The following is a 21,600-nucleotide window of genomic DNA, read 5'->3' as shown; positions in this document are numbered from 1 at the left end:
CGCGGCGGGACCTGCTCGCAGCGGCAGCTCCGGCGCAGGCGGAACGGGCCCAAGCGGGTCGAGTGGCGGCTCGAGCAATTCCGGCGGCGGGAAAGGCGGTAGCAGCAACGCTGGCAGCGGTAGTAGTGGCAGCAGCGGTGGTAGCGGCAGCAGCGGTGGTAGCGACCGCAGTGGTAGCAACACCAGTGGTAGCAACAGCAGTGGTAACAACAGCGGCACAAACAACGGCGGTGGCAAATCGAGCGGCTGTGGTTGCGGCAGCCACGGTGCGTCGGCAAGCGGACCGTCGGGAAGCGCTGCGGGCGGATTCGGCGGAGGTTTCGGCGGCTTCGGGGGCGGCCCCGGAGGAGGATTCGGCAAGGGTGGACCGTCGGGCGGCCCGGGCGGCGGGTACGGCGGCGGCCACGGTGGCGGCCATGGCAGCGGTCATTGAACCTGCACGGCGGTGCAGGCGAGCTGCCGCAGCCACCCCGATCTGGCGCGATGGCCATGCGCGCCAGTCCTGGCATCGGCGGCGGCGTCCCGGTCCCCCGGCCGGGGCCCGCCGCCCGGAGCCGGCTGCCGGTTGCGCGACGCGCGCGGCTTCGGGCCCGCGCGGCCACGCGGCTTGCCTGCTCTCGATACGCCGTCGCACACCCTGACGCGGCGCGCCTCGTCCGCTACAGCATTTCCAGCGCACGCTTGCCGCGCGGCGGCTTGAAATAAGCGTCGAGCGCCGCGCATTCGTCGACAGCCAGCACGAGATCGAGCGCGGCGCGATTGTCGCGCACGTGCTCCACACGCGCGGCCTTTGGAATCGCGCACACGCCGCTCTGACGAAGCACCCAAGCCATCGCCACGCGATAGACCGACACGCCGTGCGCATGAGCGATATCGTCGAGTGGCGAGCGCCGCGGCAGCCGCGCGTGATCGACAGGGCTATACGCCATCACCGGCATGCGATGCTCGGCGCTCCACGGCAGCAAATCGAATTCGGGCCCGCGCCGCGCGACGTTGTAGAGGATCTGGTTGGTCGCGCACACGTCGCCGCCCGGCGTCGCGAAAAGCTCGACCATGTCGTCGGTGTCGAAGTTGCTCACGCCCCAGTGGCGGATCTTGCCCGCGCGCACGAGCGCCTCGAAGCCTTCCACGGTCTCCTCGAGCGGCACCCCGCCGCGCCAGTGCAGCAAGTAGAGATCGAGCCGATCAGTGCCAAGGCGCTTGAGGCTCGCCTCGCACGCGCGCACCACACCGCTGCGGCTCGCATGGTGCGGATACACCTTGCTCACGAGAAACACCTTGTCGCGCAGGCCCTGCAAGGCCTCGCCGACAAGCCGCTCAGTCGCGCCGTCGCCGTACATCTCGGCGGTGTCGATGAGCGTCATGCCGAGCGCGACGCCTTCACGCAACGCGGCGATTTCCGTGGCGCGCTGCGCGCGGCTCTCACCCATCTCCCACGTGCCCTGCCCGAGCTTCGGAATGCGTTCACCGTCCGGCAATGCAACGCTGGCAATATCGGTCGTCATGATCTCCCTTTGCGCCCGCTGCGGCGGCGCGGCCTGCAAATCGAGCGACCAGTGTATCGCCTCGCACGCTATGCGGTCATACGCACCGACGCAAGCTGTTCATTACCTTGTTCGCACGCCGATGTCATAAAATTGCCGTTCGCCTTTCATGCCTGCCTCCCATGAACGCACCCACAGAAGACCGCTGGCGCGACCTGCGCCCGGACCCGGACAACGACACCCCGCTTTATCTGCAGCTCGCGCGCAAGCTGAGCGTCGCGATTCACGACAATCGCTGGAACGCTGGCGAAGCGCTGCCTTCCGAGCGCGTGCTCGCGGACGCTCTCGGCGTTTCGCGCATCACGGCGCGCAAGGCGATCGCGCTGCTCGTCGAGCAAGGCCTGATTCGCCGCACCCAGGGCGCAGGCAGCTTCATCACGCCGCGCTACGAAGACCCGCTCTCGCGCCTCACGAGCTTCAGCGAGATGCTGCGTCAACGTGGCTTCACGCCGAGCTCGCGCTGGATCTCGCGCGAGATCCAGCCGGCGAGCCGCGACGAGGTGATTCAGCTCGGCCTCTCGCCCGCTGCGGCCGTCACGCGGCTCAAGCGCCTGCGCCTCGCGGACGGCATCGTGATGGCCGTCGAGAACTCCACCTTCCCCGCCGCGCTGATTCCCGACCCGAGCGCGATCGGCGACTCGCTCTATAGCTTCCTCGAGCAGCGCGGCCTCGCGATCGTGCGCGCGCTGCAGCACTTTCGCGCCGTGAACGCGAGCGAGGAAATCGCGCGGCAGATGAGCATCGTGCCCAACGAAGCGCTGCTGCTCATCACGCGCGTGGGGTACACCGCCGACCAGCGCGCCATCGAGCTCACCGATACCTACTGCCGCAACGATTATTACGATTTCGTCGCCGAACTGCGCAAGTAGGTACGTGGTCGGCTGAGGCCGCGGCCCCAGGCTGCACTCAGACGATCCACACCGGCGCATCGGTGCCGATCGGCACCGGTGGGCGCGCGTGAAAGGGCGGCGTGAGCTCGAGCCGTTCGGCGGGCGCCACCGCGCGCACGCGTCCGAACGGCGAATCCATCTCTTCGAGGCAATCGGCGATATCGGCGGCGCTCACCTCGGGCGCACGCTGGCCGTCTTCGAGCGTGCCCATCGTCTGTAGCCAGCGGCCCGTTTGCGCGAGCGAAAGACGCACATGCCAGCTGCCGCCTTCGCGCATGCGCCGCGCGAGCGCGACCATCGCGCCGAACGCCGCGAGGTAGCCGGTCGCATGATCGAGCGCCTGGCAAGGCAGCGGCCGGGCCTTCACGAATGGCTGCGCGCCCTCGGCACCGCCGTTGCCCGCCTTCGCGGACGCAACGCTCTCGGCCCACACGATGCCGCTCGCCGACTGCACGAGGCTGTCGAAGCCGCGCCGCTCGCGCCATGGCCCGCGGTGCCCGTACGCGCTGATCGACACGCACACGATGCCGGGCCGCAACTGCGCGAGCGTTTCGGGCGCGAATCCGTGCGCGGCGAGCGCGCCGGGCCGGTAGCCCTGCACGAACACGTCGGCGTCGCGCACGAGCGCGCGCAGCCGCTCGCGCGCGGTTTCGTCGCGCAAGTCGAGTGTGGCCGAGCGCTTGCTGCGCCCGTTGTCGATCACGAGCGGCGCGATGTTCGGCAGATGCGGACCGTTGATGAGCAGCACGTCCGCGCCGTGCTGCCCGAGCGTGCGTCCGGCCACCGGTCCCGCGATGATGCGCGTGAGGTCGAGCACACGCACGCCTTCGAGCGCTCGCGTACCCGCTTTCGCCCCGTCCGTTGCCGCGCCAGCCGCGCGCGGCGCCTCGGGCGGAGCATCGCCGATGCGCTCGATCTCGAAGAGCGGCAGGCTCGCCACCGCCTTCGCCTGCTCATGCGCGGCCCATTCGCGCGGTGCACGCACGAGTGCCGCGCACAGCCCCGCGCTCGCGAGCGCGTCGTCGAGCGCCGCGCCCTCCCAGCCGAGGATCGCGCGCGCCACGGCTTCGCGGTCGTCAGCGCATTGCAGCACGCGCAGGATGCCCGCGAGGTGATGCGGGAAGTTCGCATGCAGCTGGATCCAGCGGCCGTCGCCGGTCGGGAAATGGCCCGTCACGGGGTGACGCAGTTCGGTTGGCGGCTTGCCGTCCACGCTCAGATAGCGCTCGCTGCGAAACGCCGCGAGCGCGCGGCGCACGTCGATCGCCACGCGCTGCGCGCGCCCCGTGCGCAGCGCGTGCATCTGCGCCGCCGCGAGCCCCGCCGCGCCGATGCTCGCTGCCGCGAGCGTGCCCACGCGGAAGATCGAGGGCAGGCCCGGATCGTCGCCTTGGATGTCGAGCCGGTCGAGCGCGGCACTATCGCAGCCGGCCAGCATCCAGAGGTGTTCGAGCGCGTCGCGTGGCGTCATGGTGTGATGTCCCTTTGTGAAGGAAAAGACTGAGGTCGTGTCACGGATCGTCGCGCCGCTCGAATTCCGAATCAATCTTGATTATGATGATCAACATAGATTGATTTCTTCGCTTGCGCGAGGCGAGCCACCATGTCCAGCTATATGACCGCGGCCGAGGCCGCTACCGCGCTCGGCATCAGCCGGGCCACGCTCTACGCCTACGTGAGCCGCGGGCTCATCGCCTCCGCGCCCTCGCCCGATGGCCGCAACAACCGCTACGACGCCGCCGAGGTGCGCCGCCTCGCGCGCCGCAAAGCCGACGGCAAGCGCGCGGGCAAGGTCGCACAGAAGGTGCTCGACTGGGGCGTGCCGGTGCTCGAATCGTCGATCACGCTGATCGCCGACGGCAAGCTCTACTATCGCGGCGAAGACGCCATCGCGCTCGCGCGCCACGCCTCGCTCGAGGAGGTCGCGGCGCTGCTCTGGCAATGCCCGCCGCGCCGCATTATCCAGGCGCCGGAGGCCCCCATCGGGGCGGCCCAGTGGTCGGCATGGCTAAAGATCTGGAGTGCGTACACGCCGCTCGAACGCGCGCTCGTGCTGCTGCCCGCCGCCGCCGCCCAGATGCCGCGCATCTGGGCGCAGGGCCGCGACGCGCAACTCGACACCGGCGCGATGCTCATGCGCCTGCTTGCCGCGGCGCTGGTTTCGTCTTCGCAGTCGAACGAGCCGCTGCACCGCCAGCTCGGCGAGGCATGGGGCGTGCGCTCGCGCGCGCAAACTGATCTGCTGCGCGCGGCGCTCGTGCTATGCGCGGACCATGAGCTCAATGCCTCGACGTTCACGGTGCGCTGCATCACCTCCACCGGCACGCATCTGTTCGGCGCGGCGACCGGCGGCCTCGCCGCGCTCGCGGGTCCGCGGCATGGCGGCGAGACCACGCGCGTTGCCGCGCTCTTCGACGAAGCCGCGCGCGCCGACGATCTGCATCGCTATCTGGCCGCGCGTCTTGCGCCCGACGAGCGCGGCACGGCGCCCCCGCTCTGCGGCTTCGGTCATCCGCTCTATCCCGATGGCGATCCGCGCGCGCGCCTGCTGCTCGACCTGCTCGCGCAGCGCGCGCCGGCGCGCTCACCGATGGACGAAGTCGACGCACTCGCGCAGACCGTGGCGCAGACGAGCGGCGCGCGGCCGACGCTCGACTACGCGCTCGCCGCCATCGAGCGCGTGCTCGGGCTGCCGCGCGGCGCGGCGTTCACGCTGTTCGCCGCGGGCCGCGTGACGGGCTGGATCGCGCACGCAATGGAGCAGACGGCCGATGGGCGGCTGATCCGTCCGCGCGCACGCTATGTGGGGGAAATGGCAGGCGCGATGGGGCACGTGGCATAGCGAACCGCAAATTCGCCGCCAGCGAAAAGCACCGCTCGCGCGCTCAGACTGGCTCAGCGTGGCTCAACCCGCCGCCCGCGCGCCCCACTGCCCGCGCTGCGCCCAGGCGCGCAACGCCTCTCCCACGCGTGCAGCGAAGCCGCGCGAACCCGTCGCTCGTGCGTGGGCCGCCGCCCCCGGGGCGAGCGCCCACGCCGGCGCCTCAGCCGTCGCGCCGCCCAGCGCGAGCACGAAACGCGCGCCCTCCCGGCCCGCGCTCACGTGCACGCGCACACCGGCCATCAGGTCGATCGACTCGCCGGCGCGCAGCCAGTAGTCGCCGGCGTCGCCCGCGATCGTGAGCCACAGCTCGCCTTCGCTCACGTGCAATTGCATTGCCTGCGCGAGCCGCCACGTTTCGACGGGCTCGCCGTGTTCCAGTTCGAAGATTCGGATTTCGCGCATCGCCGTGCTCCTTGCAGACCGGCCGCCGATGGGCTCGGACGGCCCCCGGAAGAGCACTTTCAAGCGACTTGAAGCGCCTTCCCGGTAGGAGCATTATTGCGATCAGTGACGCACGGTCCCATGCACAGTTCCGAACAGTTCACTCAGAACTGTGCAGCCAAAAAACCGGACAGTCACGCCCCGCCCGCTTCGAACCGCAACCCAACGCGAGACCCGGATGAAACTCGAACTCGACCGCACGAGCGACGTGCCGCTCACCGACCAGATCGTCACCGGCGTGCAGACGTGGATCCGCTCGCGCGCCGCGCATCCCGGCGCGCGCCTGCCGTCGATCCGCCAGTTCGCAGCCGACTACGCCATCAGCCGCTTCCCCGTGATCGAGGCCTACGACCGGCTCGTCTCGCTCGGCTATCTCGATTCGCGGCACGGCTCGGGCTTCTACGTGAGCGAGTACGCGCGCGCGGGGCTATCCGGCATGGGCACCTGCGACGTCTCGAATGCCGCCGACGAATCGGGCCACCTGCTCAGCCAGTTCGAGCGTCCCGACGAGACGCTGCAGCTCGACAGCGGCTCGATCCCGCAGGCATGGCGCGACGTCGACGCGCTCGGCCAGGCGATCCGCCATGTCTCGCGCACCGACGTGTCGAGCCTCGTCGACTACGGCACGCCGGCCGGCGACGCCACGCTGCGCGAGCATCTGCGCAACCGGCTCGCGCCGCTCGGCATCGTGGCCGACGCACAGCAGATCCTGATCACCGAAGGCGCGAGCGAGGGCCTCGACCTGCTCATGCGCTACATGCTCAAGCCCGGCGACACGGCGTTCGTCGAGGATCCCGGCTACTACAACCTGTATGGCCTGCTCAAGCTGCACGGCGTGCGCCTCGTGGGCATCCGCCGCACGTCGAGCGGCCCCGATCTCGATCATCTGCACGCAATGCTCGCCGAGCACCGGCCGCGCGCGTTCTTCGTCAACACCGTCTTCCACAACCCGACCGGCACGACGATCTCGCCGCCCGTCGCGTTCCGGCTGCTGCAACTCGCGCGCGAGCACCGCTTCACGATCGTCGAGGACGACATCTATGCCGATTTCCAGGCCGACCCCACCGACCGGCTCGCGGCACTCGACCAGTTCGAGCATGTGGTGTACGTGGGCGGCCTCTCGAAAACGCTCTCCTCGGCGCTGCGGGTGGGTTACGTCGTGGGCAGCCCGGCAATCATGCGCGATCTCGCGGCGATCAAGGCGCTCACCACCATCAGCGGCTCGCGTTTCACGCAGGCCGTCGCCACCACGCTGCTCGAGCGCGGCGCGTACCGCAAGTACCTCGAGCGGCTGCGCCGGCGCATCGCCGAGGCGCAAGGCACGGCAGCCCGCACGCTCGAAGCGCACGGCTGGCAACTGTTCGGCGACCCCGCCACGGCGCCGGCGGCGCGCGGTTACGCGCAGGCCGGCGGCAAGTTCGTCTGGGCCCGCGTGCCGCACATCGAGGATTCGGCGCGGCTCGCGGTGTGCGGCGAGCCGCTCGGCGTGACGGTCTCGCCAGGCAGCCACTTCCGCCCGCACGGCGAGTCGAGCCCGTGGATCCGCATCAACGTGGCGCTCACGCTCGATCCGCGCGCCCAGGCGTTTTTCGCGGCTGCGGCGCGGCTCAAAGAGTAAGCGCGGGCCGCGCGGCAGGCGTGCAAGACAGGGCCGCCTTCTGTCTGCGCGCGCGCACGCCGTTTTCCCTACAATGGCGCTTGCCTGCGCACCCACTCCTCGCCCATGTCCGCACCCTCCGCTCCGTCCAGCACCAACCCGTCCGCGCGCTCGTTGTCCGTGATGCTGTGGCTCGTCGCCACCGGCTTCTTCATGCAGACCCTCGATTCGACCATCGTCAACACGGCGTTGCCGGCGATGGCGAGGAGCCTCGGCGAATTACCGTTGCGCATGCAATCAGTCGTGATCGCGTATTCGCTCACGATGGCCGTGATGATTCCGGTATCGGGCTGGCTCGCGGACAAGCTCGGCACGCGGCGCGTGTTCCTCGGCGCGATTCTCGTCTTCACAGTTGGCTCGCTGTTGTGCGCGAGCGCCCATACGCTCAACCAGCTCGTGCTCTCGCGCATCGCGCAAGGCGTGGGCGGCGCCATGCTGCTGCCGGTCGGGCGGCTTGCCGTGCTGCGCACGTTTCCCGCCGAGCGCTATCTGCCCGCGCTCTCGTTCGTGGCGATTCCGGGCCTGATCGGTCCGCTCATCGGCCCGACGCTCGGCGGCTGGCTCGTGCAGATCGCCTCGTGGCACTGGATCTTTCTCATCAACGTACCGGTGGGCGTGGTGGGCTGCGTCGCCACCTTCATCTTCATGCCCGACAGCCGCAACCCCGACACGGCCCGCTTCGATCTGCCAGGCTACCTGCTGCTCGTCATCGGCATGGTGGCGATCTCGTTCGCGCTCGACGGACACTCCGAACTCGGCATCCAGCACGCCACCGTGCTCGTGCTGCTGATCCTCTCGCTCGCCGCCTTCGTCGCCTACGGCCTGCACGCGGTGCGCACGCCGCAGCCGATCTTCTCGCTCGACCTCTTCAAGATCCACACCTTCAGCGTGGGGCTGCTCGGCAACCTGTTCGCGCGCATCGGCAGCGGCGCCATGCCCTACCTGATCCCGCTGCTGCTGCAGGTGGCGCTCGGCTACACGGCCTTCGAGGCGGGCCTCATGATGCTGCCCACGGCCGCCGCGGGCATGTTCTCGAAGCGGCTCGTGACGTATCTCATCATGCGCTACGGCTACCGCCGCGTCCTCGTCTCGAACACCGTGCTCGTGGGCCTCGTGATGGCGAGCTTCGCGCTTTCGACGCCCGGCGAGCCGCTCTGGCTGCGCATCGTGCAGCTCGCGCTGTTCGGCGGCGTGAACTCGATGCAGTTCACGGCCATGAATACGCTCACGCTCAAGGACCTCGGCATGGGGGGTGCGAGCAGCGGCAACAGCCTGTTCTCGCTTGTGCAGATGCTCTCGATGAGCCTTGGCGTGACCGTCGCGGGCGCGCTGCTCACGACCTTCACGGGGCTCATCGGCCATATGACCGGGTCGAACGTGATTCCTGCGTTCCACGCGACGTTCATCTGCGTGGGCATCATCACGGCGGCGTCGTCGTGGATCTTCGGGCAGCTCTCGCCCGACCTGCGGCGCACCGCGAAAAAGACCGATCCGTCCGAGCGGACCTGACGAAGTCGGCGGGCATTGCCGCCGGCCGCCGAGGATTTCGCCGCCCCTCGTTGCCGCCCCTCGTTGCCGCCACTCGTTGCCGCCACTCATCGCCGGGCCGCGCACCGCGAAGGTGCATCGTGCGCCTCGCGGCCGTGCGCCGCGAGCGTCGGCGCCGACCTCACGCACCAACGCGAAGACCCGCGCGCGAGCGCGCAAGGGCCAGGTCCGCAGGAAGCGGGGCTCGCATACTTTTTGCTGTCCTATCCTGTAAACTTGAACACTCACGCGTTCCGCCCACCACGCGCGACATCGAAACAACATGACCAGCATGATCGACCTCGATCCCCCCGGCTACCAGTCACGCCCCATCGCGGGCGTCGAAGGCGCCCGCCGCACCGTGCTGTACGGCGGCTATACCGTCTTCAGCGTGTTCCAGCCCGTGTTCTCGGTTGCGCACCGGCGCGCGATCGGCTATCACGCGTCGCTGCGCGCGCACGACGAGCAGGGCCAGCAGGTGCCGTCGCAGGAGGTCTTCACGCAGGCGGCGCGTCGTGGCGACCTGCTCGAACTCGGGCGCCTCGCGGAATCGCTGCACCTCGGCAACTTCAACGCGTTCGATTCGCATGACGAATGGCTCTTTCTGAGCCTGCATCCGGCCGCGCTGATGGACATGAGCTACAGCGACGCCCTGCTCGCCGGCCTCAAGGCGCTCGCCCTGCAGCCGCAGCGCGTCGTGCTCGAAGTGTCGGAGCAGGCGGGAGGAGAGAATTCGCGCTTCGCGGAAATCATCGACGGGCTGCGCAAGGCGGGTTTCGTGATCGCGCTCGACGGCTTCGGCGCCAAGCATTCGAACATCGACCGCGTGTGGCAGCTGCGGCCCGACATCGTCACGCTCGACCGCAGCCTGCTCGCCCAGGCGAGCCGCTACGCGCATATCGAGCGCGTGCTGCCGGGGCTCGTCTCGATGCTGCACGAGTCGGGTCAGCTCGTGCTGGTGGGCGGACTTGCGACCGAGCGCGACGCGCTGATCGCCCTGGAAAGCAATGCCGATTTCGTGCAGGGCGCGTATTTCGCGCGGCCCGACGTCGAGCCGGTGCCGCCGGCCAGGACCGCGCAGTTGATGGACGATCTTTCCGCGCGCCTGCGCGAGCGCGTTGCCGCGCGCGAGCGGGCACAGTCGGAGCGCCTCGCGCCGTACGTGAGCGCAATCGAGGCGGCCGCCAAGCAGCTTGCCGAGGGCGCGAACATGGCCGACGCCACGCTGCCGCTGCTCGGCCTGAACGAAACGGCGCGCTGCTTCCTGCTCGATGCATCGGGCCGGCAGATCGGCGACAACGTACTGCCCGAGGGTCGCACGACGCAACGCGCCAAGCGCTTCCGCCCGCTTTTGCACTCCGAGGGCGCGAGCTGGGAGCGCCGGCCGTACTTCATCGGCGCGATGAAGTCGCCAGGCCGCGCGCAGTTCACGCCGCCCTATCTTTCGATCAACGAGGCGCACCTGTGCGTCACCGCATCGGTCGCCGCGCAAACGCCGCGCGGCTTGCTGGTGCTCTGCGTCGACATCAACTGGGAAGCGGCCGCGCAGCGCGGCTAGGTCACGCGACGACGAGCGCTTGCGCTTGCGCGAGCGTCGTCGCGCAAGCTTGCGTAGCGGGCGCGACGTCGCCGACGCGAGACGTCGCAACGCACGCTGCGCCGTCTGCCGCCGCGAGCCGGGCAAGCAGCTTGCGCACGGCCTCGCCGCCGAACAGTCGATTGGCCGCCCAGATCACGCTCGCAGCATCCAGCGCGGCAACACACACGACCGGTTCGAACCCGCCGCCCTGGTCGGCATGCACGTGCAACCACGCCGCCAGTTCTCCGTCGTGCGCCACGAGCGCCACACCCGGCTCACCGCCCAGCGCGAGCGCCTCGGCGCGCAGCATGCTCGCGGCAGACGCTTCATGCGTGGCGCAGCCGCTGGCAACGCCGGCGGCGCTCACGGCGACCAATGCCGTAGCGGTTACGCCAAGCAGATCCAGCAACCCCGCGCGGTCCTGCGCATGCAGCACGTCGCGCAGACGCTCCACCGTGCGCACATGCCGCGCCTTGACCACCGCAACCGCCTGCGGCGCGGCCTCGCGCGCGAGCCGCAGGCGCGCGCGCCGGACGATCTGGCGGCAGTGCGCGAGCGTGCAGCCGGTGAGCGCGGCGATCTGCGCATAGTCGCAGTCGAAGCCCTCGCGCAGCACGAACACCGCCTGCTCGAGCGGCCCTAGCCTCTCCAGCAGGAGCAGCAGCGCGTCGGAGAGCCGTGCGGCGCGCAAGCCCGCTTCCTCTGCGGAAGGCGCAGCGTCGTCGAGCCACGCGGCCTCGTGTTCGCCCGCGCTCTCGCGACGCAAGCGCCGCAGCCGGTCGATCGCGAGCCGCACCGTAACCGTGGCGAGCCACGCCTGCGGCGTGCGGACGGCCTGCGCGTCGGCGTCGCGCCAGCGGAACCACGCGTCCTGCACGACGTCTTCGGCCTCTGCGCGGCTGCCCAGCACGCGCGCGGCCAGCGCGAGAAGCCGCCCGCGCGCCTCGGCGAAGGCGGCCGCGCGGCGCGCTTCGGTCCACGCCAGCTCTTGCGCCCCGAATTCGACCTCGGCAGGGGCCACGGCGTCATCGTGCGCGGCGCGACCTGCGCGAACAGCGTCATCCAGATTCGTTGCTTCGATTGCCTGCGTCATTCGCCTTGCTCCTTGGCCTTGCGTCTTTCGCTGCGCGACTCACGTGCCGGGCGGCGCGAGCGGCCGCCCGTTCCTCCCATGACGTCCGGCAAGGCGCCGGCGTGACAGCTGCGCACGAAAAAATTTTCGTCACGCGGCGACCGCGCCGGGCGTCATGGAAAACGGCTGCGCAATCGCGCCGCCAACGCCAATGGAAAACGCGAGGACTTTCATGCCACTCTTTGCACCGCATCATGCAGCATTGCCGCCGAGCGCGCTCGATCTGATTCCGACCGTCATCGAAACCTCCGGCCGCGGCGAACGCGCCTACGACATCTACTCGCGCCTGCTGCGCGAGCGCATCGTGTTCCTCGTCGGGCCGGTGGGCGAGCAGAACGCGAGCCTCGTGGTCGCCCAACTGCTCTTTCTCGAAGCGGAAAATCCGGAAAAGGACATCCACCTCTACATCAACTCGCCGGGCGGTTCGGTCTACGACGGTCTCGCGATCCACGACACCATGCAGTTCATCAAGCCCGATGTCTCGACGCTATGCACGGGTTTCGCGGCCAGCATGGGGTCGTTTCTGCTTGCAGCGGGCGCACGGGGCAAACGCTTCGCACTGCCAAACGCACGCATTATGATCCATCAGCCGTCGGGCGGCGGCCAAGGTACCGCCGCCGATGTCGAGCTGCAGGCCCGCGAGATTCTCTACCAGCGCGAGCGCCTGAACGAGATGCTCGCCGCACACACCGGACGCGACATCGCGCAGATCGCACACGACACCGATCGCGACAATTTCATGTCGGCGCAAGCGGCGGCGGACTATGGTCTGATCGATCGCGTGCTGGCTATGCGCGAAGAGCCGCTGCCGCGCTAGAACGAAGCGCGCTCCCTCACGCGAGCCGCACCGCGAGCCAGGCCGCGATCACCCCCTTGTACTCGGCGACGAGCAGCTTGCGCTCCTTCGGCTTCGCGGCGGCGTAGAGTGGATTGAGGCTCTTGATGACCTGCAGCATGACCTCGGCGACGCGATAAGCCTCATCGGCCGAAAGCGCCGGCTGATAGCGCAGGAAAAGCGCCGTGAAGCGCTGGCGCAGCAGGTTGCGCACGGCGGCGTCGCGCTTGAATCCGAGCGGCACGGAAAGCAGCGGCAGATAAGCGGGATAGTCGTGCATCAGATCGACCATCAGATCGAAAAGGCGCTCGACGAGCTGCGCGAGCGGCAGCTTGCCCGCGTCGTCGTGCGCCGCGATGAGGGCGCTCCAGCGCGCGTCCATCTCGTCGCCGTAACGCTTGCGCAGCGCGAGGGCCAGTGCTTCCTTATTCGGAAAGTACTGGTACGCCGCGCCGACCGACACGCCCGCCTGCTGCGCGATTTGCGTCATCGTCGCCGCTTCGAAGCCGCGCTCCGCGAAAGCTTCGCCCGCGGCGTCGAGCAGCGCGTCCACGGTGCGTGCCGCGCGCTCCTGACGCGGCACGCGCCGTGCGGTTCCGGTTTGCGCGTCCTTGCGCACGAGCGGGTCTGCCGCCATATCTGAAGCCTCCCTCACATTTTCGTATAATATGTGAAGCCATCCTCACATACAGGTGAATCATGACGCAAGCACTTTCTCTGAATCCGCGCACCACCGCGCTCGTGATGATCGACCTGCAGCACGGCATCGCGAGCCGTCCGGTCGCGCCCCATAGCGGCGCACAGGTGGTCGCGAACGCCAGGCCGCTCGCCGACGCCCTGCGCGCCAAGGGCGGCACCGTCGTCTGGGTGCGCGTGCTGCTGAACGAACTTCTCGCACTACCCGCCGACGCACCGACGCGCGCGCCCGACGCGCCGCCCGCACCGGCACAAGCCTCCGAACTCGTGCCCGAAATCGGCGCACAGCCTGGCGACGTGATCGTCTCGAAGCGCCAATGGGGCGCGTTCTATGGCACCGACCTCGAGCAGCAACTGCGCCGCCGCGGCATCGACACGATCGTGATCGGCGGCATCGCCACGAACTTCGGTGTCGAATCCACTGCGCGCGCGGCGTTCGATTTCGGCTTCAAGCTCGTCTTCGTCGAAGACGCCACCTCGGGTCTGAACGAGGAAATGCATCACTTCACGTTCGAGAAGCTGTTCCGCCACATGGGTCACGTGCGCTCGACGCAGGAGACCATCGCGGCGTTCGCGTAAGCCCTGCTGGCCCGGGAGGCACGTGCAAAAACAAAAAAGCCCTCGATTCGCATCGAGGGCTTTTTGCATGCGCTGCAATAAAACGCGGCGCGGCAGCGCACTATGAAGTGCGCGATGAAACGGACTACTACGAATTACGCGAAGTTCTTCGCAGCGAAGTCCCAGTTCACGATGTTCCAGAACGCTTCGACGAACTTCGGACGCGCGTTGCGGTAGTCGATGTAGTAAGCGTGTTCCCACACGTCGATCGTGAGGAGTGCCTTCGCGTCGGTGGTGAGCGGCGTGGCGGCGTTGCTGGTCGACACGATGTCGAGCGAGCCGTCCGCCTTCTTCACGAGCCACGTCCAGCCCGAGCCGAAGTTGCCGACTGCGGCCTTCGTGAACGCTTCCTTGAATGCGTCGTAGGAACCCCACTTCGCATTGATCGCGTCGCCGAGCGCCCCCGACGGTGCGCCACCGCCTTGCGGCGAGAGGCTGTTCCAGAAGAAGGTGTGATTCCAGATCTGGGCCGCGTTATTGAACACGCCACCCGACGACTTCTTGACGATCTCTTCGAGCGAGAGCTTCTCGAACTCGGTGCCCGGAATCAGGTTGTTCAGATTCGTAACGTAAGCCTGGTGGTGCTTGCCGTAGTGGAACTCGAGCGTCTCTTCCGACATATGCGGAGCGAGGGCGTTCTTCGCGAACGGCAGCGGCGGGAGCGTAAATGACATGATGCGGTTCCTTCGTCGTGTTATGGGGAGTTCTGCGTGATAACCGGCATGGAGCACTCGATTGTAGGCGACTTGGAATAACCCCGCAAACGCGCGGCCTTTATGCCGGACATCGTTTGCGCAGGGCTTTTCTGCATGCCCGTCCACGTGGTTTTACGCCGATTCCCCGCTTCAATGATGCCGTGCTGCAAAGCTCGCGCGAACGTCACCGCGTGAAGCGGCGACGCTCGAGCAGCGCTTTCGATGCCCGATGATACGGGCGCACGGCGCGGCGGCGCATCCGTGATGCGTCATTCATGCAGTTCGATCCATGCCGTGGTCGCGGGCGTGCAAGGCGACTGCAATCCCGTTGCAACATCCGCGTAACCGGCACGCCATCTGCCTGCAACGAGACGGCGACAAGTGCGCCGCCGCGGCTCGACCACAACTCGCGCCCTGTCGGCGAGCCCATCCGTCTGCGCCGGTGCTCCCCTGCGCAGCAAACAACGCGCCTGCGTGCCTCGATTGCAGCCGATGCTCAAAAGCCTTCGGCAAGTCGTGGCTGGACGTCGGCAAGCGCGACGTCGGCGCTGCCCTGCGCGAGGTGCACGGTGAGCCGCTTGCCAGGCTTGAGCGCGGCTGGCGAGCGCACGGCCGCGCCGCTTTGGGCGTCGAGCAGCGCAGCATAGCCGCGCTCGAAAGTGCGTTGCGGGCTCAGCACTTCGAGGCGCGCCGCCAGCTCCGAAACGCGCGCGGCCTCGCGCTCGCGCTGGCGCGCGAAGGCGCGATCCAGGCTGCGGCCGAGCGACTCCACCTGGCTGCGCTGCGCGCTCGCGTCCGGCCGCGCGCGCTGCCAGCGCATCTGCATGACGTTCAGGCGCGCGCGGGCCTCGGCGGCGGCGCGCGAGCCGGCCGTTGCGAGGCGTATCGTCAGTTGCCGCAGATGCGTGCGCTGCTGCGCGAGCCGCTCGACGGGCGAGACGAGCCGGCGCGCCAGCCAGTCGAGCTGCTGCGCGCGCCGCTCGAGCAGGCGGCCGAAGTCTCGCGCGAGCGCCGCGTGGCGCTGGTCGAGGTCGCGCAGCAGCAGCGTGCGCTGCGGGCTCACGAGCTCGGCCGCGCCGGTGGGCGTGGGCGCACGCACGTCGGCGGCGAAATCGGCAATCGTGAAATCGGTTTCGTGCCCGACGCCGCTCACCACGGGAATGGCGCTTGCCGCGATGGTGCGCGCGAGCGTCTCGTCGTTGAACGACCACAAGTCCTCGATCGAGCCGCCGCCGCGGCACAGCACGAGCACATCGACTTCGTTGCGCGCGTTCGCGGTTTCGAGCATGGACGTGAGCTTTTCGGCCGAGCCGGCGCCCTGCACCGGCGCGGGGTAGACGATCACCGGTACGTGGGGAGCGCGGCGGCACAGCGTGGTGAGCACGTCACGCAGCGCGGCCGCCTGCATCGACGTAATCACGCCGATGGCGCGCGGGTGCGTGGGCAGCGGGCGCTTGCGCCCGGCGTCGAAGAGCCCCTCGGCCTCGAGTTGCGCCTTCAGGCGCAGAAAAGCCTCGTAGAGGCGGCCCTGGCCCGTGCGCCGAACGGCCTCGACATTCAGTTGTAATTCGCCGCGCGGCTCGTACATCGTGACGAGCGCACGCACTTCGATGCGGTCGCCTTCACGCGGCGTGAATTCGGCATATTGCGCGCGGCCGCGGAACATCACGCAGCGGATCTGCGCCTGCGCGTCCTTGATCGAGAAGTACCAGTGCCCGCTCGCGGCGCGCGTGAAATTCGAGACCTCGCCGGAGATCCATGCGAGCGGGAACGTGCGCTCGAGCATCGAGGCGATCGCCCGGTTGAGCGCCGAAACCGGCACGACGACGTCGCCCGAGGGGGCGGAGGAAGCGGAGAATCGGTCGGATAGCATGCGAGAGGGGTTGGAGAAACGTCAGCCGGACAGACGATAGACCGTTCGGGGGTCAGCAGTCCAGCACGAAAGAGACGCGGCCCGCAAGCCCCTCGAAGTGTCCACATCGTATGCGTCATGCGTCATGATGACCGTGAATCGCCCGCAAACGCCGAGAAATCATCGCAACCAATTGATTTATAAAGTATTTTTATCTCCATAACATGCTTGCAGGCCGATGGAAAGGCCGAAGAATGGGGCCTCCAGCCTCAACGACACCCATTTCTCCACAAAGTTATCCACAGATATCGACTTTTTTTACGTGTCTCGCGGCCTGCGCCGGAAGACAGATCCATGCGGACAGGCAGCTTGCCGCCTGCCGCCGACCCGCGCTAGAGTGCCGGGTTCACGATCGCCCGCGCCGCGTCACCCGACGCTCAACGCGGTCGCGCACGCAGGCCCACCCGTGCGCCGTTTGACGCTCACCTCGAACCGGAGAACTGCCCCGATGCCCGCCCTGCCCGTCAGCCTCCCGCATCCCGCGCCCGGCGCTTCGTGCGCGCTCGCCGGCCGCTGTGCGGTTTGCCACGCAGTTCTCGAAATGGCTTGCCAATGAACGGCCCCGCCACCAGCCTCAAGGCGCGCCTCGAGGCGCAGTTCGCGCACGCGTGGCAACGGCGCGGCGCGCTCGCCTGGGCGCTCACGCCGCTCGCCGCCGTGTTCGCCGCCGTGAGCGGCGCGCGCCGCGCCGCCTTTGCGGCGGGCTGGCTCAAGAGCGTGCGCGTCGGCGTGCCCGTGGTGGTGGTCGGCAACGTGACCGTGGGCGGTACGGGCAAAACACCGACTGTGATCGCGCTCGTCGACGCGCTGCGCGCGGCGGGCTTCTCGCCCGGCGTGGTCTCGCGCGGCTACGGCGCGAAAGTCGAGCGCCCCACCCCCGTCACGCCGGACACGCCCCCGCGCCTCTCGGGCGACGAACCACTGCTTATCGCGCGCCGCACGGGCGTACCGGTGTGGGTCTCGCCCGATCGCGTCGCGGCAGCCACGGCGCTGTGCGGCGCGCATCGCGACGTCGACGTGATCGTGAGCGACGACGGCCTCCAGCACTACCGCCTCGCGCGCGAGGTGGAACTCGTGGTGTTCGACCACCGGCTAGGCGGCAACGGCTTCCTGCTGCCCGCGGGCCCGCTGCGCGAGCCGCTCTCGCGGCAGCGCGACGCCACGCTCGTCAACAACCCGTTCGAGCGCACGCTGCCACCCTGGCCCAACACGTTCGCGCTCAAGCTCGAACCCGGCGACGCCTGGCATCTCGCGAATCCGGCGCTGCGCCGCCCGCTCGCGCAGTTCGCCGCCGGCACGGCCGCACCGCGCCCAGGCCCGCAGGGCACGCAAGGTTCGCCGGACGTCCCGCGCATCGTGGCGGCGGCCGGCATCGGCTCGCCGGAGCGCTTTTTTGCGACGCTGCGCGCGGCTGGCCTCGCGCCGCAAACGATGCCGCTGCCCGACCACTACGCCTTTACGACCAACCCGTTCTCCGACATCGTCGCGGACGCAATCCTGGTTACCGAAAAGGATGCAGTAAAATTGGGGGCCTGGAACGATGAGCGCATCTGGGTCGTCCCCGTGGTTGCTGCGCTCGATCATCGTCTCATTACCCTGGTTGTGGAGAAACTCCGTGGACGCTCGTCTGCTTGAAATCCTGGTCTGCCCGATCTGCAAGGGCCCGCTCAGCTATGACCGCGCGGCGCAGGAATTGATTTGTCACGCCGACAAGCTCGCCTACCCGATCCGCGACGGCATCCCGGTCATGCTCGTCGAAGAAGCACGTCAAACCGTGGAAGGCACGCCGGTCGAACCACTCGGACCGGGCGCCGCGTAAAGCCCGCGGGCCACGCGGCCCGAAGCGGCCATTGCGCCGAGTTTTTATTGCAGGCGTTATTGCAACCGGCGCAATTGGCGCAACTGGCGGCACCCCCAGTCTTCCCGGCTGGAAGCTGAAGCTTGCCGAACCCACGCGCGCCGCCCCCGGCGCGTGTTCGCTTCCCCGATCCGTCTCCCTTCCTTGTCCGAACTGGCCATGACCGCTCCCGCGCAACCCTTCATCGCTGTCGTCCCGGCGCGTCTCGCGTCCACGCGGCTGCCCAACAAACCGCTCGCCGACATCGGCGGCAAGCCCATGGTGGTTCGCGTGGCCGAGCGCGCGCGCGATTCGGGCGCGCAGCAGGTGCTGATCGCCTCGGACGCACAGAGCGTGCTCGACGCCGCCCGCGCACATGGCTTCGGAGCCGTGCTCACGCGTGCCGATCATCCTTCGGGCACCGACCGGCTCGCGGAAGTCGCCGAGCATTTCGGCTGGAGCGACGACACGATCGTGGTCAACGTCCAGGGCGACGAGCCGCTGATCGACCCGGCGCTCGTGTGCGACGTTGCGTCGCACCTCGCCGCGCACCCCGAATGCGCGATCGCGACCGCCGCGCACCCCATCACGGCGCCTGACGAAATCTTCAGCCCGAACGTCGTCAAGGTCGTGCTCGACGCGCGCGGCGTCGCGCTCTACTTCTCACGAGCGCCGATTCCCTGGGCTCGCGACGCATGGCAGCCGCACTGGTCGCCTGCGCGCCTCGATCTCGCCGCAATGCCCGCCCCACCGGCCCCTGCGACCGTTTACCGCCATATCGGGCTGTACGCCTACCGGGCTAAATTCCTGCGCACCTACCCCTCGCTCGCCCATTCGCCGATCGAACAGGTCGAGGCCCTCGAGCAACTTCGCGCGATGTGGCACGGCGAGCGCATCGCCGTGCTCGTCACGTCCCAAGCGCCCGCGCCAGGCGTCGACACCCCCGCCGACCTTGCACGCGTGCAGGCGTTATACCGGCCTTAATTCCGTCCGTGGGGCAAAAATCCCATGGCATAATCAATTGTTTGCGCGAGCCGTCTAAAGCCTTTGTGCGTCGGGGTTTCCCCGTTTTTTCCGGCACCGCCCCGCAGCGCCGCCCCGTTTCATCGCATCGGGCGAGAGCCGCGCGGGACGTGTCGCCGCCCCCGCCAGCACGTGCCAGGACGGCCGTCAGCGTATGGGCGAGGAGACGCACGAACGCCGCCGATGCCGCCCCCAGCATGAACGTGGGGCAGGCGCCGCGCCGCAAGAATTCACACAGATCGGAGATTGTTCACATGCGTTTGATCCTGTTGGGCGCCCCGGGCGCGGGCAAGGGAACCCAGGCAAGCTTCATCAAGGAGAAGTTCGGCATCCCGCAAATCTCGACGGGCGACATGCTGCGCGCGGCCGTCAAAGCCGGTACGCCGCTTGGCCTCGAAGCGAAGCGATTCATGGACGCAGGCGAGCTCGTGACCGACGAGCTCATCATCAATCTCGTGAAGGAACGCCTTAAGGAGCCCGACTGCAAGAACGGCTACCTGTTCGATGGCTTCCCGCGCACGCTGCCGCAAGCCGAGGCGATGAAGCAGGCAGGCGTCGCAATCGACTACGTGCTCGAGATCGACGTGCCGTTCGACGAGATCATCACGCGTATGAGCGGCCGCCGCATGCACCCGGCTTCGGGCCGCACGTACCACGTCAAGTTCAATCCGCCGAAAGAGGACATGAAGGACGACGTGACGGGCGAGCCGCTCGTGCAGCGCGACGACGACAAGGAAGAAACCGTGCGCAAGCGTCTCGACGTGTATGTCGCCCAAACCAGGCCGCTCATCGCCTACTACAGCGACTGGGCGAAGCGCGGCGAGGAAAACGGCCTGAAGGCGCCGCAATATCGCGCCATCTCGGGCCTCGGCGCGGTCGACGAGATCCGCGGGCGCGTGTTCGAAGCGCTCAAGTAAGCCATCCCTTGGCGGCGGCGCCGGGAAGGTCCGGTGTCGTCGGACTTCCCCCTGCCGGCCTTGGTAATGCTTGCTGGTTTGCCTGCGGGCCGGCTGGCGCCGCGCATCTGAATTGCATCAGGAGCGCGGCGCCGGGCGGCCCGCGTCGTTTCTGGTCAGCCTTGCCGGCATTGCCTGTGCTCTGGCTGCCCGCATGCGCGGCCGCATGAACACAACGACAGGAGACGAGACATGCAGATCCGCGACAACGTATTCCTCATCACCGGCGGCGCGTCGGGGCTTGGCGCGGCCAGCGCGCGCCTCATTGCGGCCGAAGGCGGCAAGGTCGTCATCGCCGACCTCAACGAGGAGGCGGGCAACGCGCTCGCGAAGGAACTGGGCGGCACGTTCGTGAAGTGCAACGTCGCGAGTGAAGAAGACGGCGCGCGCGCCGTGGCCGCGGCAACGACGCTCGGCACACTGCGCGGTCTCGTGAACTGCGCAGGCATCGCACCTGCCGTGAAGACGGTCGGCAAAGACGGCCCGCACCCGCTCGATACCTTCTCCAAGACCATTTCGGTCAATCTGATCGGCACGTTCAACATGATCCGCCTCGCGGCGGCCGCCATCGCGCAGACCGCGCCCAACGAAGGCGGCGAGCGCGGCGTGATCGTCAACACGGCTTCGGTGGCCGCTTACGACGGCCAGATCGGCCAGGCAGCCTACGCCGCGTCGAAGGGCGGCGTCGTCGCGATGACGCTGCCGATCGCGCGCGACCTCTCGCGTAGCGGCATCCGCGTGATGACGATCGCGCCCGGCCTCTTCGAAACACCCATGCTGCTCGGCATGCCCAAGGAAGTGCAGGACGCACTCGGCGCGATGGTGCCGTTCCCGCCTCGCCTCGGCAAACCGGCCGAGTATGCGATGCTCGTCAAGCAGATCGTCGAGAACCCGATGCTCAACGGCGAAGTGATCCGCCTGGACGGCGCGATCCGCATGCAGCCGAAGTAAAACTGCGGCCTCCCCCGCGCAAACAAAAAAAGCCCGCGAATCCATCGCGGGTTTTTTCTTCTGCGCTTATCGCGCGCCGGGCGGGCTTCAGTTGCGCGCTTCAGTCACGGGTTCAGTCATTATCGAGCGAACGTTGGCGCAGCTCGTGCAACTGCGATTCGACGACGGTCGCGTCTTCGGCGTCGGGGCGTTCATCGAGATAGTGTTCGAGATCTTCCAGCGCGGGGCGCAGGTAATCGAGGCGCGCGTAGGCGAAGCCGCGGTCGCGCACCTCCTCGATGTTCTCGGGCAGCAGGATCACGAGCCGCTGCTGGATGGCAAGCAGGCGTTGCCAGCGCTCGGTCTGCAGATAGACGGCCTTCAGGTTGCGCAGCATGCGCGCGACGATTTCGCGGCGCGTGGCCGGTTCGAGCAGCATGCGCA

General features: G+C 68.4%; 20 protein-coding genes. 12 read left to right on the top strand and 8 right to left on the bottom strand.

Annotation, left to right across the window (positions count from 1 at the left end; genetic code table 11):
- Positions 1-659: 659 nt before the first annotated feature.
- Complete coding sequence (locus VMJ11_RS32165) at positions 660-1,505, bottom strand: aldo/keto reductase (protein WP_325625061.1); 846 nt, start codon at positions 1,503-1,505, stop codon at positions 660-662.
- 161 nt (positions 1,506-1,666) lie between these two features.
- Here VMJ11_RS32165 and VMJ11_RS32160 point away from each other — a divergent pair, with 161 nt between their 5' ends.
- Positions 1,667-2,413: a GntR family transcriptional regulator gene (locus tag VMJ11_RS32160; RefSeq protein ID WP_325625060.1), complete on the top strand. Its 747-nt coding sequence runs from the start codon at positions 1,667-1,669 to the stop codon at positions 2,411-2,413.
- Positions 2,414-2,450: 37 nt separating this feature from the next.
- On the opposite strand, the gene VMJ11_RS32155 is transcribed toward VMJ11_RS32160, so the two are convergent.
- Positions 2,451-3,905 (bottom strand): CoA transferase, encoded by a 1,455-nt coding sequence (locus tag VMJ11_RS32155; protein WP_325625057.1) that lies wholly within the window; start codon positions 3,903-3,905, stop codon positions 2,451-2,453.
- Between the two features lie 132 nt (positions 3,906-4,037).
- Between VMJ11_RS32155 and VMJ11_RS32150 the strand changes: the two genes are divergently transcribed.
- Complete coding sequence (locus VMJ11_RS32150) at positions 4,038-5,276, top strand: citrate synthase family protein (protein ID WP_325625056.1); 1,239 nt, start codon at positions 4,038-4,040, stop codon at positions 5,274-5,276.
- Positions 5,277-5,339: 63 nt separating this feature from the next.
- On the opposite strand, the gene VMJ11_RS32145 is transcribed toward VMJ11_RS32150, so the two are convergent.
- Positions 5,340-5,720, bottom strand: a complete 381-nt coding sequence (locus VMJ11_RS32145; protein WP_325625054.1) for a DUF2917 domain-containing protein — start codon at positions 5,718-5,720, stop codon at positions 5,340-5,342.
- Between the two features lie 217 nt (positions 5,721-5,937).
- Here VMJ11_RS32145 and VMJ11_RS32140 point away from each other — a divergent pair, with 217 nt between their 5' ends.
- From VMJ11_RS32140 to VMJ11_RS32130, 3 genes are all read left to right on the top strand, one after another.
- Positions 5,938-7,377, top strand: a complete 1,440-nt coding sequence (locus VMJ11_RS32140; RefSeq protein ID WP_325625053.1) for a PLP-dependent aminotransferase family protein — start codon at positions 5,938-5,940, stop codon at positions 7,375-7,377.
- Positions 7,378-7,482: 105 nt separating this feature from the next.
- Positions 7,483-8,925, top strand: a complete 1,443-nt coding sequence (gene mdtD, locus VMJ11_RS32135) for a multidrug transporter subunit MdtD (RefSeq protein WP_325625051.1) — start codon at positions 7,483-7,485, stop codon at positions 8,923-8,925.
- 301 nt (positions 8,926-9,226) lie between these two features.
- Complete coding sequence (locus tag VMJ11_RS32130) at positions 9,227-10,501, top strand: EAL domain-containing protein (RefSeq protein ID WP_325625049.1); 1,275 nt, start codon at positions 9,227-9,229, stop codon at positions 10,499-10,501.
- 1 nt (position 10,502) lies between these two features.
- Here the strand turns inward: VMJ11_RS32130 and VMJ11_RS32125 are convergent, their stop codons facing one another.
- Positions 10,503-11,615 (bottom strand): sigma-70 family RNA polymerase sigma factor, encoded by a 1,113-nt coding sequence (locus tag VMJ11_RS32125; protein ID WP_325625047.1) that lies wholly within the window; start codon positions 11,613-11,615, stop codon positions 10,503-10,505.
- Between the two features lie 211 nt (positions 11,616-11,826).
- On the opposite strand from VMJ11_RS32125, the gene clpP reads away from it, so the two are divergent.
- A complete protein-coding gene (clpP, locus tag VMJ11_RS32120) occupies positions 11,827-12,471 on the top strand; it encodes an ATP-dependent Clp endopeptidase proteolytic subunit ClpP (protein WP_325625046.1) in 645 nt (214 codons plus the stop codon).
- A 16-nt stretch (positions 12,472-12,487) separates the two neighbouring features.
- Here clpP and VMJ11_RS32115 read toward each other — a convergent pair whose 3' ends face one another.
- Complete coding sequence (locus VMJ11_RS32115; RefSeq protein ID WP_325625044.1) at positions 12,488-13,126, bottom strand: TetR/AcrR family transcriptional regulator; 639 nt, start codon at positions 13,124-13,126, stop codon at positions 12,488-12,490.
- A 62-nt stretch (positions 13,127-13,188) separates the two neighbouring features.
- Between VMJ11_RS32115 and VMJ11_RS32110 the strand changes: the two genes are divergently transcribed.
- Positions 13,189-13,764 carry an isochorismatase family protein gene (locus VMJ11_RS32110; RefSeq protein WP_325625043.1) on the top strand — a complete coding sequence of 192 codons (576 nt, stop codon included), beginning with the start codon at positions 13,189-13,191 and terminating at the stop codon, positions 13,762-13,764.
- A gap of 134 nt (positions 13,765-13,898) precedes the next feature.
- On the opposite strand, the gene sodB is transcribed toward VMJ11_RS32110, so the two are convergent.
- A complete protein-coding gene (sodB, locus tag VMJ11_RS32105; protein WP_325625041.1) occupies positions 13,899-14,477 on the bottom strand; it encodes a superoxide dismutase [Fe] in 579 nt (192 codons plus the stop codon).
- A 517-nt stretch (positions 14,478-14,994) separates the two neighbouring features.
- Positions 14,995-16,371: an exodeoxyribonuclease VII large subunit gene (gene xseA / locus VMJ11_RS32100; RefSeq protein WP_325625040.1), complete on the bottom strand. Its 1,377-nt coding sequence runs from the start codon at positions 16,369-16,371 to the stop codon at positions 14,995-14,997.
- A gap of 591 nt (positions 16,372-16,962) precedes the next feature.
- On the opposite strand from xseA, the gene lpxK reads away from it, so the two are divergent.
- The 5 genes from lpxK to VMJ11_RS32075 all read left to right on the top strand — a co-directional run bounded on the left by lpxK (position 16,963) and on the right by VMJ11_RS32075 (position 21,177).
- A complete protein-coding gene (lpxK, locus tag VMJ11_RS32095; RefSeq protein ID WP_325625039.1) occupies positions 16,963-18,045 on the top strand; it encodes a tetraacyldisaccharide 4'-kinase in 1,083 nt (360 codons plus the stop codon).
- Positions 18,026-18,229: a Trm112 family protein gene (locus tag VMJ11_RS32090; RefSeq protein WP_325625037.1), complete on the top strand. Its 204-nt coding sequence runs from the start codon at positions 18,026-18,028 to the stop codon at positions 18,227-18,229. The genes lpxK and VMJ11_RS32090 overlap by 20 nt, the downstream gene beginning before the upstream one ends.
- A gap of 198 nt (positions 18,230-18,427) precedes the next feature.
- On the top strand, positions 18,428-19,231 hold the full coding sequence (kdsB, locus tag VMJ11_RS32085; RefSeq protein WP_325625035.1) for a 3-deoxy-manno-octulosonate cytidylyltransferase: 804 nt from the start codon (positions 18,428-18,430) through the stop codon (positions 19,229-19,231).
- Between the two features lie 293 nt (positions 19,232-19,524).
- Positions 19,525-20,187, top strand: a complete 663-nt coding sequence (gene adk, locus VMJ11_RS32080) for an adenylate kinase (RefSeq protein ID WP_325625034.1) — start codon at positions 19,525-19,527, stop codon at positions 20,185-20,187.
- Between the two features lie 231 nt (positions 20,188-20,418).
- Positions 20,419-21,177 (top strand): 3-hydroxyacyl-CoA dehydrogenase, encoded by a 759-nt coding sequence (locus tag VMJ11_RS32075; protein ID WP_325625033.1) that lies wholly within the window; start codon positions 20,419-20,421, stop codon positions 21,175-21,177.
- Positions 21,178-21,289: 112 nt separating this feature from the next.
- Here VMJ11_RS32075 and VMJ11_RS32070 read toward each other — a convergent pair.
- The coding region (locus VMJ11_RS32070) for a tetratricopeptide repeat protein (RefSeq protein WP_325625032.1) at positions 21,290-21,600 on the bottom strand (311 nt) is incomplete at its 5' end.

This window comes from Paraburkholderia sp. (genome assembly GCF_035501035.1).
Taxonomy (GTDB): Bacteria; Pseudomonadota; Gammaproteobacteria; order Burkholderiales; family Burkholderiaceae; genus Paraburkholderia.
Note: the sequence above shows the minus strand (reverse complement) of the source record. Positions and strands in the feature narration are given on the sequence as shown.

Coding starts and splice junctions, on each gene's coding strand:
- clpP (WP_325625046.1), top strand. CDS start 11,827: ATGCCACTCTTTGCACCGCATCATGCAGCATTGCCGCCGAGCGCGCTC.
- VMJ11_RS32165 (WP_325625061.1), bottom strand. CDS start 1,505: ATGACGACCGATATTGCCAGCGTTGCATTGCCGGACGGTGAACGCATT.
- VMJ11_RS32140 (WP_325625053.1), top strand. CDS start 5,938: ATGAAACTCGAACTCGACCGCACGAGCGACGTGCCGCTCACCGACCAG.
- VMJ11_RS32160 (WP_325625060.1), top strand. CDS start 1,667: ATGAACGCACCCACAGAAGACCGCTGGCGCGACCTGCGCCCGGACCCG.
- lpxK (WP_325625039.1), top strand. CDS start 16,963: ATGAACGGCCCCGCCACCAGCCTCAAGGCGCGCCTCGAGGCGCAGTTC.
- sodB (WP_325625041.1), bottom strand. CDS start 14,477: ATGTCATTTACGCTCCCGCCGCTGCCGTTCGCGAAGAACGCCCTCGCT.
- xseA (WP_325625040.1), bottom strand. CDS start 16,371: ATGCTATCCGACCGATTCTCCGCTTCCTCCGCCCCCTCGGGCGACGTC.
- adk (WP_325625034.1), top strand. CDS start 19,525: ATGCGTTTGATCCTGTTGGGCGCCCCGGGCGCGGGCAAGGGAACCCAG.
- VMJ11_RS32075 (WP_325625033.1), top strand. CDS start 20,419: ATGCAGATCCGCGACAACGTATTCCTCATCACCGGCGGCGCGTCGGGG.
- VMJ11_RS32125 (WP_325625047.1), bottom strand. CDS start 11,615: ATGACGCAGGCAATCGAAGCAACGAATCTGGATGACGCTGTTCGCGCA.
- kdsB (WP_325625035.1), top strand. CDS start 18,428: ATGACCGCTCCCGCGCAACCCTTCATCGCTGTCGTCCCGGCGCGTCTC.
- VMJ11_RS32130 (WP_325625049.1), top strand. CDS start 9,227: ATGACCAGCATGATCGACCTCGATCCCCCCGGCTACCAGTCACGCCCC.
- VMJ11_RS32145 (WP_325625054.1), bottom strand. CDS start 5,720: ATGCGCGAAATCCGAATCTTCGAACTGGAACACGGCGAGCCCGTCGAA.
- VMJ11_RS32115 (WP_325625044.1), bottom strand. CDS start 13,126: ATGGCGGCAGACCCGCTCGTGCGCAAGGACGCGCAAACCGGAACCGCA.
- mdtD (WP_325625051.1), top strand. CDS start 7,483: ATGTCCGCACCCTCCGCTCCGTCCAGCACCAACCCGTCCGCGCGCTCG.
- VMJ11_RS32155 (WP_325625057.1), bottom strand. CDS start 3,905: ATGACGCCACGCGACGCGCTCGAACACCTCTGGATGCTGGCCGGCTGC.
- VMJ11_RS32110 (WP_325625043.1), top strand. CDS start 13,189: ATGACGCAAGCACTTTCTCTGAATCCGCGCACCACCGCGCTCGTGATG.
- VMJ11_RS32150 (WP_325625056.1), top strand. CDS start 4,038: ATGTCCAGCTATATGACCGCGGCCGAGGCCGCTACCGCGCTCGGCATC.